Source organism: Roseovarius sp. MBR-6, from assembly GCF_040547525.1.
Lineage (GTDB): Bacteria > Pseudomonadota > Alphaproteobacteria > Rhodobacterales > Rhodobacteraceae > Roseovarius.
Map to the genome: position 1 here is coordinate 351,751 of NZ_JBEPPW010000003.1, position 14,362 is coordinate 366,112.

The following is a 14,362-nucleotide window of genomic DNA, read 5'->3' on the forward strand; positions in this document are numbered from 1 at the left end:
GAGATCGAAGATCGGGTTTCATTTCACCAACTTGTCTATGAAGCCCAGCGTCGTCGCATTCTCAACCAGCGTCCTAACCTTTGCTCGGTCAAGACCGGAGGACACCTCGGCATCGATCTCGAGCTTGATCGAAACATCGGCACCCGGCAACGTCGTTAGCTGCTCGATGATCGCTTCCACGATCTGGTGAATGTCGCGCGCAGGGCGCTCGGGCGAAATCATCACCGTCCCGTGGAAACGGGTAGGCTTTTGTTCGGTTGGGGCGGTGGCAGGCGTTCCCGGAGCAGGCTGCGTTGTCGTGTCTGGCCCATGGGTTACGGCAGGGGCCGGGCCCTCTGCGGGTGCTGCAGCTGTTTGCTTTTGCCGGTACTGTTCTGCGACATCCGGCTTGATGATCACTGATTCAGAATCGATCACGACCTGAGCGCTCGTGGCACTGGAAATCGCTAGGCCGACATAGCTCCCCTTCGTCTCGTCCCAACGTTCTGCATAGGCGAAGGGCCCCGGCAGCATGCCGCTGACAGCCGCGTGCACAGCCTTCGAAAGAACAGCTCTATTCTTCACCCGGGGGAGATAGGTGTAGCGGTTCAGGTACTCCCACAGATCCTTGAGATGGAGATGCGGTTTACCATTCCAGATGTATTTTTCGAGCTGACGATTCAGGTTGTCCGGGCCAAGCTCGGGCCAGATCCCCTGGTCGCTGACCAGTTTCTTGCTGGCGCGAGCGAGTAGCCCGTCCTGCGCCGGAACCTTGGCTGACATCCACTCTACGTCGGACTGGGCGCTCTCCTGGACCGGGTAGATCAGATAGCACCAGGCTTCCTTCATCCGCGTTTTCAGCGTCTCGCTTGCCTCTTTTAGCTTGGCTTCGGCGAGAGCGCTGTCGCTCTGCGTCAGGTTGAGACGCTTAGTCTCCCGAACGATCTCGGCCCATGCCAGAGCCGCACGCTGGGCCGCCTTCAGATTGTCCAGCTGCCGCTGTTCGGCGGCAAGGAAAACCAGCATGTTGCGGTAAACGCGAGGCGTGCTGCCTCGCTGCATCATGATGTCCTTGGCTTCCGCCAGAGCCTCTGATCCGTCCCGGCCGGTGTGAGGATGGGCGACGCCGAGAACCACGGCGCGGACCCCGCCGGGCTCGTCGGGAATATCGGCCGAGCTGCCAGGGGCGACCTGAACGGTGTCGAAGTGGCCGCGATCCGCAACGCCGTTGATGTAGCCGCCGAGCGCCTTGTCGATCTCATGAAGGACCAGCGCTTCCTCGAATTGCGCGGCGCGGTCGGCGGCCAGTCTGTTGAGGCTGGCGGACATCGAGTACCAGTATCGGCCAAGGTCGCTGTGCATGAACTTGGCCTGGTTTGCGAGGCGGCGCAGGGCGTCGCCAAAGATCGCCGGACGTTCGCCGGGTTGGACGACGCCAAGGTTGATCTGCTTGTCGTCGAGCCCCTTGTTCTCCTGACCGTGCGTTGGCGCTGTTCCCATGAAGACCGCCCGTGCAACGCGACGGGTCGCGGAGTACCGGTTCAGGTTGGGGGCTGACTGATCGATCTTGTACGGCGTCGAGGTCACACCATCGACGTCACCTGCGATGATCGATTGCCAGCTGGAGTCGAGGTAGTGCAGCAGCTCAGGCTCGACGCGCGCCGAGCTGATTGCAACGCTGCCGGGCATGATCATCACCGAGGGATCGTTGCCCATCCACAGTTCGTGGATCACCTGCGCCATAAGGCGCAGCACGCCGCGCGTGCGTTGGAATTTCTCGAGCGAGCCCCAGCTGGTGTAGAGCTGGTCGAACAACTCCGGATGGATCGGATAGGCCTTTTCCAGCTTCCGCCTGTAATCCTCATCGGAGCAGCCGTTCGGAAAGTCGTTCGCGTTCTCGCGGTAGAGCTTGGCGAACTGCTTCAGCGTGTTGTCGCGGTGATGGAACTTGTCGCCGGGGATTTCCTTGAACAGGCGACGACGGACGATCTCGTAGCTTTCCTCCTGGCTGGCCGGTCGCCACGACGACTCCACGCGGCTGAATGTCTGCTTCAGACGCGCCAGCGCTTCCTGTCCGCCTTCGCCGCCGACCTCGATCTGTGAGGCGGGCAGCGAGGCCACCAGCAGCACGCCGGGGCTGGCCTTCACAGCCTCGGTCAGGGACTGCACGAAGGACAGGTTGGCGTCGAACGACCCCGACGGCAGCCCCTCCACCTTGTAGATCTGGCGCAGGTAGGCGACCCACTCGTCGATCAGGATCAGCGCTGGCGAATACTTCTTGAACAGCGCCTCCAGCAAGTTCGATCCCGGCGCGATCCCGCGCTCGTCGTTCTCGGCCAGCATCTCGAACGCCTCGGCGCCGCCCAGCTGCCACGCCAGTTCGCCCCAGGTCGTGCGGATCTTCCGGCCGCCCTCCAGCGAGATCACGTCCTGAGGACCGCGCGAGGTGCCCACCAGCACCGCGCGGTTAATCTTGCCCGGCACCGTCAACCCGCTCCGCGACAGAAGCTGGTCGAGCCCCGGCAGATCCTCCACCAGCGTGCCGCTCACCATGTGGTAGAGCGCCAGCATCGAGTGCGTCTTGCCGCCGCCGAAGTTCGTCTGCAGCTCGACGACCGGATCGCCGCCTCCGGCGCCCAGCCGCTTGGCCGCACCGACCAGCAGCGTGCTAAGCCCCTCGGTCAGATAGGTGCGTGCGAAGAACTCGCGCGGGTTGCGGTATTCCGACGGCGCGCTGCCGTTGTGGACCTTCGCTAGGTCGGCGGCGAACTCGGCCTGCTGGAACTCACCCGTGGCCACGTCCTGGTGCGGCTCGACCACCTCGCGCCACGGCATCAGCCCCGCCACCGTGTCGACCGAGATGTCCGAGCGCTGCGTCCTGCGCCGCTCCTCGTTCCGGGCCAGCTCGGCATATTTCGTGCGCAGGATCGTGTCGCGCGAGGCGCTGATCTTCTCGGCAGTCTCCTTGGCGCTGACTGACTCCAGCAGCCGCCGCATCGTGTCGAGCGCGCGCTCGGCGTCGTCATAGGTGAAGGCCTCGTTGTGCGAGAGCTTGTTGCGCACGTCGAGCAGTTCGGAGACGTAGGACCGCTCCGGATGCCCCAGCACCATCGCGAAGGCATCCTTCCAGAACGCCATCATGGCCTGCAACAGCCCCTGCTGGTCCCAGTTTACCTGGCCGTTGCCGTTGGCCCGCAAGCCCCGGACGCGCTCAATCACTTGCACCTGCCAATGGCCCTGCAATGAGCTTTCCAGTCGCTTCTCGACAAAGGGGATCAGCGCCTCGGGCAGAAGCTCCATGCCCTCGAACACGTGCTGACGGGTAGATTTGGCCATCGAGGGAATCCTTACAGTTCAAATCGCGTTTGCCGGTTCCGCCCTTCAAGCGAAACCGTGGCGGCCATCTGGCTCAGCTCTGACCAGTCGGCGATCAGGGCGTTGTAGACCGTGGCCTCGGACGCCTCGCGCCGCTTGTTGGCGGCGATGTCATAGAGGCAGTAGGCCAGATCCTTCACCGCCTCGGCCTGGGGCCCCAGGCGTTTCAGCAGCGCCGCGCTGTCGTGCGACAGGCCCGTCCGCTCGTGCAGGCGCACGAGGTGCTGCAGGCATTCCCAGACGGTCAGATGCCCGTCCTCCTCCGGCGCCCAGTCGGGGTCGAGCTCGTCGCGTTTCAACAGTCGCACCTTGCCCGCCGCGCTTTCGACGATTCCGGCATGCTTCACGCTGTCGACCGCGATGCCGCGGGCGCGGGCCAGGCTGTCGGCCACCCCGAAGTCCCCCTTGCCCATGCCGTTCTGCTCGAACCAGGTTATGGCGAAACGGGTGTCGGCGTCGAACTCGCCCTGGATGCCGCCGAGATATTCGTCGAGCTCTCCATTGATCAGCTGCAGCGCCGTCTTGACCGTCATCGCGCTGTCGTCGGCCTCGAGCACGGCGCGGTAGCGCGAGTAGACACCCATGCCGGGGCCGATGGCCGATTGCGGCATGTCGGCCGGGGCGATGTTCGCGGCCTGAAGCTCTGCGATGGCCGGGGGCAGTTCGCGTTTCAGGGCGCGAATGAACTCGGCACGGGTGATCGTGTCGGCCGTGGCCTCCTTCTTGCGGCAGACGAGGACGACCGAGTTGGCCAGCGCATTTCGTCCCGATGCAACCATTCGGCTTGCATTCTCGGTACGCACTGGCCACGTACCGACAATGCTATAACCTGCGTCGATCACGGCTTGAAGAAATACGGCCCATCCCGTAGATGAGAGCCCTTCTTGTTCAAACTCAGACTGCTTGAACGCATAAAAGATAGCGGCTGGTCCGTACTCACCATCATTCCTTGCCATATTCGCGACTGCGGCGGTCATCCCCGATAAGAAGAATGCCTCCGCAGCCTCCTGGCTCCCATGTCGGTATGACTCGGCGACAAGCTCATCTGATTTTGGAACCACGATTGTCGAGAAGAGGTCGGGGAAAACAGGCTTGAGAGATTTCTTCATCCAGATAAAGAAGAAATCCGAGAGGTCAGCATAGGTTATGTTGTCGTAGTAAGGAGGATCAGTACAGATGAGTACTCCGCTTCCGCCAAAATCGAAGGTTCTGGCATCAGATTGAAAAATGCCATTTGGCTCGTTGGGGTAATTAAAGGTATTCTTCGCAAAAGCTCGCGTTACACCATTCAGGACAACATCAAAGCTGCCCGATGAGGTCGAGAATATATTCCCTTCTGCAAAGTCCCAAATCATTGGGATCGCATGCCTTCCAAAGAGGTTTCTCGGGCACTGTGCTACAGGCTCCCAGCGGCAAAGAGAATTCGCGAGGTCAGATAGCTTGCCCAAGCAGAAATGCAGGTAAACTGAAACTGCTTCACCGTATGCTTTGGCTCCATTCCCACCAGCAGCCAAGCCCATCTGTGAGTCTGGAATGCCGCTAGCTATGGCATCCTCACGCACCTTTTGTCGGACAGATTCGATGAGGTCCCCAAACGTGTTGAGTGCTATAAGTTGGCGACTTGTAAAATAGTCCCGAAAACGCTTGAAGCCATATATCCGCCCTTGAGCGTTACTTGCAAAAGTCCCTCTTGCTGGCGCTTCCGCGTGCTCAAGATCAAATTTCTCAATCAAGCGCTCTGCTTCCTCAATGGCGTTGAGATGCGCAGGGTTATCCGCAGGCAAGTAGACACGACCCGACTTTGTGTCAGCAACGATTGCCATCAGTTCAGGCGTCATCTTCCCGGCATTGGCACAACGATCGATATAGTCGCCAGCGATCGGAGAGCTCGACATTACACAGCGGAATGTAGCTCGTCCTGCCTTCGTTCCTTCTTTTGCAGCGGCAAGTTCAGCTTTGGTGCCTCCGTGTCTGATACGATAAGTGATTTTCTTTTCGTGCCGATCGATGATTGGCTCGATCCAAGACTCTTTTCCTTTTTTTGTGCTCAGGAGAAAACTCGAGGCAATCGGCACCTGGACATCCGAGAAAGCCGGATCCGGGCTTGGCACCGTACGCGTCCAGATCCAGGCAATCACCGTGGCCTTGCCGCCCCCATACTCCTTTGGCAAGTCCACCTGGGGGTATAGTTGACCGATCCGCTCCCGCGCCTTTTCCAGCATCCACTCGCCATAGTGTTTCATGTCCTCGGCCAGCCCCTCGGCGTTGCGGTAGAACGACCGCTCCTTGATGCCGGGATGGATGGGGGGCATGTCCTTGAACTTGGGCGGGATCTCGATCATCGCCTTGCCGATCATCACCGCCACCGGGTTCAGGTCGGACCCATAGGCGGGCAGGCCCAGCCGCTGCGCCTCGAGCGGGATCGACCCGCCGCCCGAGAACGGGTCATAGACCGGGGGCAGCACGCCGCCGCAGCTGCGCCGGATCTCGGCCCGAGCGCGTTCCAGCACCTCCTCGTTGGTCGAGTTCTCCCACTTCACCAGCTCCTCGATGATCGCAAAGAGCCGCTTGCGCTCGATCTCGACCGCCACATCCTCCAGCGTCGGCTCCGGCGCATTCGCTGCCGCCCCCTTGGCCGCCGCCTTGCTCTTCTCCCACGCCGCCACCCGCCCCGGCAGCTCCGCCTCCGCCCGCGCGCGCAGTTTCGGATCGGCCATCAGCTCATCGACGCAGGACGAGGGATCATCCACCAGCTGCGCGAACAACACCGCCCGACACGCCGCCAGCGGCCGCCGCGCCCACCACAGATGCAGGGTGGAGGGATGCCCATGCCGGATCGACTTCTCCCGCGCCGACGCCGCATTGATCGCCTCGAGCGGAATGGCGACTTCGATGAGTTTCTTCTTGTAGTTGGTCATTATGTGCCTTCGGGTACCGCCGCGGGAGTTCGTGAACAGCCGGGAATTTCGTTCGCAGATGCTACAGCTTCAATCCGTGGTTGGATTCGAGGTAGTCGAGCACCTTGTTCAATCCCTCGACTACATGAAGCCGGTTGGCGCCGAAAGCGTAGTGGCCGGAGCTGAGTTGGATTGCATCGCTGGAAGCGGCCTTGTAGCGGTACTTGGTCTTATCGCCACCTTCATCGACCACCGTCAGAGGATAGCGAAACTCTCTGCCGGACGAGTACTGAGTTCCGTTGGGGCCCCAATTCTGGATGCTACCGTTGTAGCATTCGCTTCCAATCAGGTATTCCAGTTCTGCGAGCAATGCGGCTCGCTTGGCCGTCATCTTCTTGGTCGGCATTGGCTTCTCCCCTTGATCATATCGGCGTTTCCGCCCGCGCGAGCAGACTCTTGATGCTGAACTGAATGGCGTTGTGCTCGAAGGGCGGCTCGCGCGTGTCGAGCGCGCCGCGGACATAGCGCGGCGCAGTGGCGAAGCCGTTCTCGACCTGGACGACGGCCAGGATGAACTTGTCGGGCTCGTGCAGCGAGGTGATGACCTCCTGCCGCGTGATCATCACCGTGTCGGCGCCGTCGATGCGGCCTTTGACCTCGATGAAGCGCAGGTGGTCCGCCTTGGGGTCGTAGGAGGCGATGTCGTAGCCGACCTTCTGAGCGGAGACGTCGGTGGGTGCGTTCCCCAAAGCGCGCTCGACGGCCATGACCGCGTCCATCGCCGCGATCTCGATCTTGCGCCGGGCGACCGGATCCTCGGAAAATCCGTTCGCGGTCGCCGCGAGTTCGTCCGCTGGCGCGCGAGAAATCAGTAGGCCGCGCGGAATGACGACCATGCCGCCGCGCACGCGCGGAGGCTGGGCAGAGATGAAGCGTTCTTGGTCGAGCGCTTCCAAACGGCGCTTCAGACGCTCGGCCAGCTCCTCGGCCCGTCGCTGCGCGTTCTGCCAGTTGAGGCGGGTCTTCTTGCCGGCGCGCTCCTCCTCCTTCAGCTCGAAGGCGCGCGCGTCCCAGTAGTTGATTTCCTTCTTGAGCCGCGCCTTCACCTCCTGCTCGACCTTGTCGATCTCGGGGATGCGGCGCGCCTTGACCTCCGCGACGTGCTTCTGGGCGAGTTCGACGGTGGCGAAGCGGACGGCGGTCTTTTCGAGGTCCGTGCGCAGCCAGTCGGCCTGCAGCAGATCCTCGACGCGCGCGATCTCTTCGGGGCGCGCCGGGCGCAGGTTCAGGTGGGGTGCGATGCCGGCGTTGGACGCGGCGCCGTTCCGGTCGATCGCGGCGAACTGCAGACGCTCAGAGACGATGTGGGACCTGCCAGCGGCCGTGGGCCGGCCGTCCTGAACGCTGTGCTCCAGAAGAAAAATTGCCGCGATCTCTTCCCCCGGATCCGTGTCGTCGACCAGGATCGCTCCGCGCTTCATGAGGTGATCGTATTGCTCTCGCACAAGGCTGATCACCGACTCCAGCAGCGGATGGCCCGGGCAGACAAAGGCCGCGACGGGTTGCTGGTTGATCTTGTTCTTCTCGAAGCAGATCCGTTCATACTTCTTCTGGATCGGGGCGCCGGTGCCGACCTGGCGATCCCGCTCGCGGATGCTGAGCGGGACGTGGGTGATCTCCCATCGGCCTTCCTCACGACGCTTGATCTGGCCACCGAGGTGCTTGAACGCCTCGACGAAGAAGCTCTGGATATGATGCGGCTGGAGACGCTGCGCCTCGGCCCGCTCCATCTCGATCCGCAGCTCGTGCACGCGGGCGGCGGGCATGGTGTCGTTCGTGAGCGCTCGGCGCTCCAGAAGGTGGAGGAGGTGTTGCTGATCGACTGCGCCGTCAACCGCCTGAAACAGCCTCGCCTTCACGTCCTCCTGCTCGCCGTACTGGATGGCTTCCACCAGCAGATCGCGCAGCGCCGTTCCTTCGAACAGCTCGCCCAGCACGTCGTAGACGCGGCCGCCGAGGGCTTCCCGCGCCGCCTCGAGCTTCTCCAGGAGACGAGCATAGACCTCGCCTTCTCGGGTATCAGCGGCGACGAGGTTCCAGAGATGGCAGACCTCGGTCTGGCCGATCCGGTGAATGCGGCCGAACCGTTGCTCGATCTTGTTCGGGTTCCAGGGCAGATCGTAGTTGACCATCAGGTGGCCACGCTGAAGGTTCACGCCTTCGCCGGCCGCATCGTTCGCGATCAGGACCAGCATGTCCCGATCCTGCATGAAGCGTTCGACGACCTTGCGCCTCTCCTCCCGGGTGACGCCGCCGTGGATGACTTCGACGGCTCCCGGCTTTCCGAGGCGCGCGCGCACCTTTTCCAGCAGGTACTGCAAGGTATCCTTGGGCTCGGTGAAGATGATCAGTTTGCGGCGGTTTCCATCGCTGTCGACCATTAGCTCATCGTCGAGGATGCGATCGAGCTGGGTCCACTTGGTATCCTTGCCCGAGCGAAGGACGTCGAGCGCCATGATCTCCAGTCCATTGAGGGTCTGGACCTCGATCTCGAGTTGCTCGACCGTTTCTGCGGTCGTTGCGCCGGTCGAGATTAGATCCTCGAGCTCATCGACCTCGTCCTGGCCGTACTCGTCGATGTTCTTCAGCACTTCGTCCGGGACGCTCGGCTCGCGGAAATCGGCGCGGCCACCCTTGCGCGCCAGCCTGGCTTCGGCCAGCTCAGCTTCCAACCTCTCTCGTCTGCGCTTCAGGGACTGGTAGATTGCGGCAGGCGACGAGGCGAGACGACGCTGCAGGATCTGAAGCGCGAAACCGACATTATTCCGCTTCTTGCCATCCTGCTCCGCGAACCGCTGCACGCGGTTCATTTCCGTCCGAACGTACTCCGTGACTGCGCTGTAGAGCGCTGCCTCTTCGGGCGAGAGGTCGTATTTCACCGTGTACGCCCGACGTTCAGGAAACAGCGGCCTGCCGTCAAATTTCAGCAGCTCTTCCTTTGTCAGGCGGCGCATCATGTCGGCACTGTCGGCGTAATGCACGCCGTCACGGAAGCGACCTTCGAAGCGGTCGCCATCCAGCAGCGCCATGAAAAGCTGGAAGTCCTCCTCCTTGCCGTTGTGCGGCGTAGCGGACATCAGCAGCAGGTGGCGGCAGACTCGGCCGAGCTGTTGGCCCAGCTGGTATCGCTTGGTGTATTTGACGTCACCGCCGAAGTAGCTCGCCGACATGCGGTGAGCTTCGTCGCAGATGATCAAGTCCCACTCCGTGGACGATGCGAGCTTCTGCTGGAGATCCTCATTCCGTGCGAGAACATCGAGGCGAGCGATCAGCCGGTTGCGGTCATTGAAGACGTTGCCCGAACGCGAGGTCTCGATCATGTCGCGGGATAGGATGTCGAACTCGAGCGAGAACTTCTCTCCCAGCTCGTCCTGCCATTGCTCGACAAGGCTGCCGGGCGCGACGACCAGACAGCGTTCGAGATCGCTACGCGCGATCAGCTCCTTGATCAGGAGTCCCGCCATGATGGTCTTGCCTGCTCCCGGATCGTCGGCCAGCAGGAAGCGAAGCGGCTGCCGTGGCAGCATTTCGCCGTAGACGGCCGTGATCTGATGCGGAAGCGGGTCGACGAGGCTCGTGTGGATCGCCAGATACGGATCGAAGTAATGCGCGAGCTTGATCCGGTTCGCTTCGGTGACCAACCGCAGCAGACTCGCGTCGGCATCGAAGGACCATGCCCGGCCTCGCTGCTCGACGGCGAGACGATGCTCGTCATCGCGATAGAGCGTCGTCTCCGAAACGCTGCCACCTGGAATTCGGTAGACGAGGTTGATCGCTTGATCCCCGATCCATTCGACCGAAACCGCTTCAACCGTCTGGTTCGGAACGACGCCCGCAACGGAGGCACCATTCTTGATGTCTTCCAGTCTGGTCACGGCGCGACCTCAATGAGCTTCGCCGGAGGCAAGATTCCGACCCATTGGTCGCGAACGACGGGACGCTTGAGAATGGGGTCCATTCAGGCGGTCTCCTCTGCATCGGGATCTGGCAGGTCGAAGCCCTCGTCGTCCTGCATGACATCCTCGCCTTCCTCGGGCGCGGCGTCTGCCCTTGTGATCGCATGGCCGGTTGCCTTGGAGATCATCGCGAGCAACCTCGCCTCGCGATCTGCCATGAAACCCGTGAAATCGTCAGCGCGCAGGAGGTCGGGATCCATGGCGTGCGAGGCTAGGTATTGATCGAGCGCTTCTCGGGCGATCAGGGGAGTGTCCTTCCCGCCGGCCTCCAGCCGTTCCAGATAGACTGACGGCGCGACACCTCCGAGGATCCGGTTGGTCTTGTAGCTGAGCGGGCTCTTGTTGATGACAGTGTCGAAGACCTTGGGCTCGATCTTCTGCTTCTTGCACCAGTCCTGCGGGAAAATGTGGTGGATATCGACATACTCGTCGAAGAACACCGTGTCCTTGAAGTGCTGGCCGGAGCGTAGATCCCGCGCGCCTTCGGCCATCAGCAGTGCGTGGATGCCCTTATAGGCCGCCGACAGGCGGGTGCGCAGGGTGCGCAGTCGCTCTGGGCGGAAGCGGCCATCGGTGATTGTGCTGGGCTCGGGCCCACCGTCGAGCCAGGCAGGAACCTCGAGCACGTCCTTGGCGAAGCGTGACTCGATGGCCGAGCCGTAAAGCTCGCCGAAGATGCCGCACCAGAACCAGCGGGCAAGCTGATCGCGCACCGCCGCATGATCGAATTTGGGCCCGATCATCGCGAGGATCGCGGCGAAGGGGACAAGCTGGCCCTGATAAGGCAGGTCGATGACGCGATATATGTGGTTCTGCCGGAGAAATCGAGCCGCCGTCTTGAACCCTTCCTCGACCGCGCCGCGGTGTTTCAGGTAGGCATCGAGCGGCAGGTCGAGCAGCGACTGGCGAGTGGCGCGGACGGCGGAGAGCTCGGAGTCCTTTCGACCGGCAGCGATTTCAATCGCGCGCTTCTCGACTCCGTGCAGGAGGGCAATGGCCTGCAGCACGTCAGTCGCAGCGACCTTTTCCAGAACGCCGAACTTCTGCTCGGCTGCGCGGCCGTAGAGCTGAAGGCGGGTCTGCAGCCCTGGCTGGCCGTCGGCGCCGAGCCAGTCATCGCGCAGGCGGTGGCCACGGGCAGCATACATCGCCGTCACCAGTTCGAACGCGTCGAGCGGCTTGCCGCCGGTGTTCACCTTCTCGAAAACCAGACAAACCGCCTCGTGCGAGGTGTCCGGGCTCAGCGCGATCACGGGCAGCTGGTAGGACTTGAAGTTCTGAAGGACTTCATCCTTGAACGGCTTGAACAGCTTGCGCGTCTCCGGATCGTTCTCCAACCAGTACTCGTTGAACCCATCCTGCCATTCGTCCCAGTCGAACACCTGGTTTAGTGGGAACATGAGGTTCTTGTATTCGAGCTCCGGCGTGGAAAGGTCGAGGTCGATCTTCCGGTCAAAGTCCGACTTGATCCGCCGATCCTCCGGCACCGAGACGATGGCGTTTTCCCGGTCCTCGGTCGGATTCATGGCCTGTCTGATGTCGATGTAGAACCAGCGCTTCACGAGCTTGAGACGCGGTGTCACCGTCTGCACCACCTCGCGGCGCAGGCAGGTCTGGTAGAGAGAAGTCATGCGCTGCTGGCCGTCGAGTAGGAGCTGGTCAGGTGCGCTATCTCCAACTGCTGCATCCGCCCCTTGGATCGGCCGACGCGCGAACGTATCGGCCGCACCCAGCTTGACCTCGAGCGTCATCAACGCGCCGACCGGAAAGGCCTGCGAGATCGACGCGATCAACCCCTTGATGCGCTCCTCGTCCCAGACCCAGCTGCGCTGGAAGTCGGGCAACTGGATCTTGCCGTTTCCGCACTGGCGCAAAAGCTCTTCGAGGCTGACCGGGTTGGTCTTGAATGCCGCTTGTTTACCCAATCTCACACTCCTCGAATGTTCTTGCCAGCCTTCGGCCAAGGATCCGCCGTTTCTGGACACACCCTCTCATGCCGTGGCCTCCCGAGCACCGCGTACTGGAATGCCGCTGATGATCTCATCGCGATTGATGAGGACGATCTGCTGATCCTGGGGCGCGCGCGCCTCGGGCGCGGTATCGAGTCCGAGGCGCTTGAGCGCATAATAGAGCAACGCGCGCCGAACCTTGATCTTCGCCTTGCCGCCCCGCATGGCGTAGTCGAGCGCGATGACCTTCGCCTGCGTCTCCGAGAGGTCGGGGTGGGGGCCGACCTCCAAGGTGACCTCTGAGTGCCAGTCGCGGTCATTCTCGGCCGACGTTTCGCTCTCCCGCGATCCGCGGATGTCGAGGATCCGTGAGAGCAGGAAGTCCTTGAACGCTTTGTCGGTCAGGCAGAACGCCCGCGTGTGCCAACGAAATCCGTCGAACGCGATGGCGTGCGGCGCGATCCACCTCCAGCGCGGGTCCGGGCTGGACAGGGACTGGTACTTCACCTCGATCGCCTCGGAGCGACGGATGGCGCCGACCACGGAGCGGAGCGTCACCGGATTAACGCCGCGCACCGGAGTCGGGGCCGAGGCATAGGGCGGGAGATCGGCGATCCAGGAGTCCTCGCGGTCGAGGATCCCGTCCGCCACCGATCGCAACTGCGCGAGGTAGCGGCTGGCGTCAGGTTCGAGGAACTGTGGCTTGAAGCCTGAGCCGCGGACATAGGTCCGCGCGCTCTTGTCATAGACCATGTTGTCTGGCGCGAAGCCGATGTAGCGGTTCAGGTCAGTGGACGCCTGGTTCACCGAAACCCCGAACTGGTCCATCAGGTCGCTGCGGTTCACATGTCCCTCCCAGAACAGGCGGAACTCAATGAACTCGAGGCGCTGCTCGACTCCCCAGCGAAGTTCCGACCTGTCGTTGTCCATCACGCTCTCCCGGCTCGGGCGATGCGCACGTTAACTATGCGCGCCCATTTACTGGGCCTGAGCCGAGGCTAGCCGAGCCGGGAAGGTGGCGCAATCGAAATGCGTCGCAAATCAGAGCGTTGGAGCGTGACGCGCATTCGAGAGGTCGGGAATGGCGTCAGGACGCGGCGACCCGCTGGTCAGCCGTGGAGTGAATGACCTCTTGTTCGAACGCCTCGATATCGCTGACGCGGTACACGACGCGTCCGCCGAGCTTCATGTATGCCGGGCCTTCACCAGCCCACCGCCACCGCTCCAGGGTGCGATGAGAGATGGTCCAGCGATCGGCAAGTTCCTTTTGAGTCATGCAGTTCCGTTTCATGTCGTCCTCCATTCGAGCAACTCGGTTTGGTTGCGTTTGAACGAAGGCGTGAAAGAAAATGCGAGGCAAGTCCGTTAGTTGCGCAGTTCCGCGCATTCCGTCTGGATTAACGACGGCGCGGATCCATGCGGCGATCAGCACCCCCGTTTTGGGAGGTACCGACCGGACGTAACCGAGAGAAAGCGATCAATAATCGCTTGGAGACGAGCGTGCGCGTGCAGTTCTGCCAGCGTATGACTGCGGGACTCTGAGCCGAGATTTTCGATGACTCATTTCCTCCGCCAAAAAATCCCTTTAGACATTTGAAAATAAACAATAATCATGAGGAAAAACTGATTACAAACCACATTAATGCCGACCCTTGGAGGCAAAAACCCCTCAGGGGTAGTGAACTCCCTTGATTGGAGTCAGCTGTCAACGGCGGAGACAAAACCGGCCACGTGGCGGTGCAAAAGTAGGCCAGTGGCGGGGCACTAAGCGCCATGGCGCGTGCGCTGCCCAAATAGCTGGCGCGTGCCATGGCGCATTGGCCCGGAGGGCCAATTCTGTCAGGTGTGATCAGGTAGCGGCTTGGGCCTTTCGGGCGCGGCTTTGGCTGAGGCGATAGCTTTCGCCGTTCATCTCGAGAATGTTGACGTGGTGTGTCAGCCTGTCGAGTAGAGCGCCGGTCAGGCGTTCGGTGCCGAAGGTTTCGGTCCATTCGTCGAAGGGCAGATTGCTGGTGATCAGCGTGGACCCGCGCTCATAGCGCTGCGAGATTAGTTCGAACAAGAGCTCGGCGCCGGTCTTGGAGAGCGGCACGAAGCCCAGTTCGTCGATGATGAGCAGCTTAACGCCGGCCAACTGCTTTTGCAG

At 61.9% G+C, this 14,362-nt stretch carries 8 protein-coding genes; all 8 read right to left on the reverse strand.

The features are described from left to right. Window positions 1-18: 18 nt before the first annotated feature. Window positions 19-3,315 (reverse strand): DUF499 family protein, encoded by a 3,297-nt coding sequence (locus tag ABIE57_RS06450; RefSeq protein ID WP_354538179.1) that lies wholly within the window; start codon window positions 3,313-3,315, stop codon window positions 19-21. Window positions 3,316-3,326: 11 nt separating this feature from the next. After that, window positions 3,327-6,272 carry a DUF1156 domain-containing protein gene (locus ABIE57_RS06455; protein ID WP_354538180.1) on the reverse strand — a complete coding sequence of 982 codons (2,946 nt, stop codon included), beginning with the start codon at window positions 6,270-6,272 and terminating at the stop codon, window positions 3,327-3,329. A gap of 61 nt (window positions 6,273-6,333) precedes the next feature. Next, complete coding sequence (locus ABIE57_RS06460) at window positions 6,334-6,657, reverse strand: hypothetical protein (protein WP_354538181.1); 324 nt, start codon at window positions 6,655-6,657, stop codon at window positions 6,334-6,336. A 16-nt stretch (window positions 6,658-6,673) separates the two neighbouring features. Further along, on the reverse strand, window positions 6,674-10,186 hold the full coding sequence (locus ABIE57_RS06465) for a DUF8742 domain-containing protein (protein ID WP_354538182.1): 3,513 nt from the start codon (window positions 10,184-10,186) through the stop codon (window positions 6,674-6,676). 83 nt (window positions 10,187-10,269) lie between these two features. Then, entirely contained in the window at window positions 10,270-12,192 is a 1,923-nt protein-coding gene (locus tag ABIE57_RS06470; RefSeq protein ID WP_354538183.1) for a GmrSD restriction endonuclease domain-containing protein, read from the reverse strand. Window positions 12,193-12,258: 66 nt separating this feature from the next. Then, entirely contained in the window at window positions 12,259-13,146 is an 888-nt protein-coding gene (locus tag ABIE57_RS06475; RefSeq protein ID WP_094020047.1) for a WYL domain-containing transcriptional regulator, read from the reverse strand. A 157-nt stretch (window positions 13,147-13,303) separates the two neighbouring features. After that, a complete protein-coding gene (locus tag ABIE57_RS06480) occupies window positions 13,304-13,507 on the reverse strand; it encodes a helix-turn-helix transcriptional regulator (RefSeq protein WP_354538184.1) in 204 nt (67 codons plus the stop codon). A 558-nt stretch (window positions 13,508-14,065) separates the two neighbouring features. Then, on the reverse strand, window positions 14,066-14,362 hold a 297-nt coding region (locus ABIE57_RS06485), incomplete at its 5' end, for an ATP-binding protein (RefSeq protein WP_354538185.1).

What these genes read in the sequence shown, in the direction of transcription:
- ABIE57_RS06480 (WP_354538184.1), bottom strand. Translation starts at nt 13,507, where the DNA reads ATGAAACGGAACTGCATGACTCAAAAGGAACTTGCCGATCGCTGGACC.
- ABIE57_RS06450 (WP_354538179.1), bottom strand. Translation starts at nt 3,315, where the DNA reads ATGGCCAAATCTACCCGTCAGCACGTGTTCGAGGGCATGGAGCTTCTG.
- ABIE57_RS06460 (WP_354538181.1), bottom strand. Translation starts at nt 6,657, where the DNA reads ATGCCGACCAAGAAGATGACGGCCAAGCGAGCCGCATTGCTCGCAGAA.
- ABIE57_RS06475 (WP_094020047.1), bottom strand. Translation starts at nt 13,146, where the DNA reads ATGGACAACGACAGGTCGGAACTTCGCTGGGGAGTCGAGCAGCGCCTC.
- ABIE57_RS06455 (WP_354538180.1), bottom strand. Translation starts at nt 6,272, where the DNA reads ATGACCAACTACAAGAAGAAACTCATCGAAGTCGCCATTCCGCTCGAG.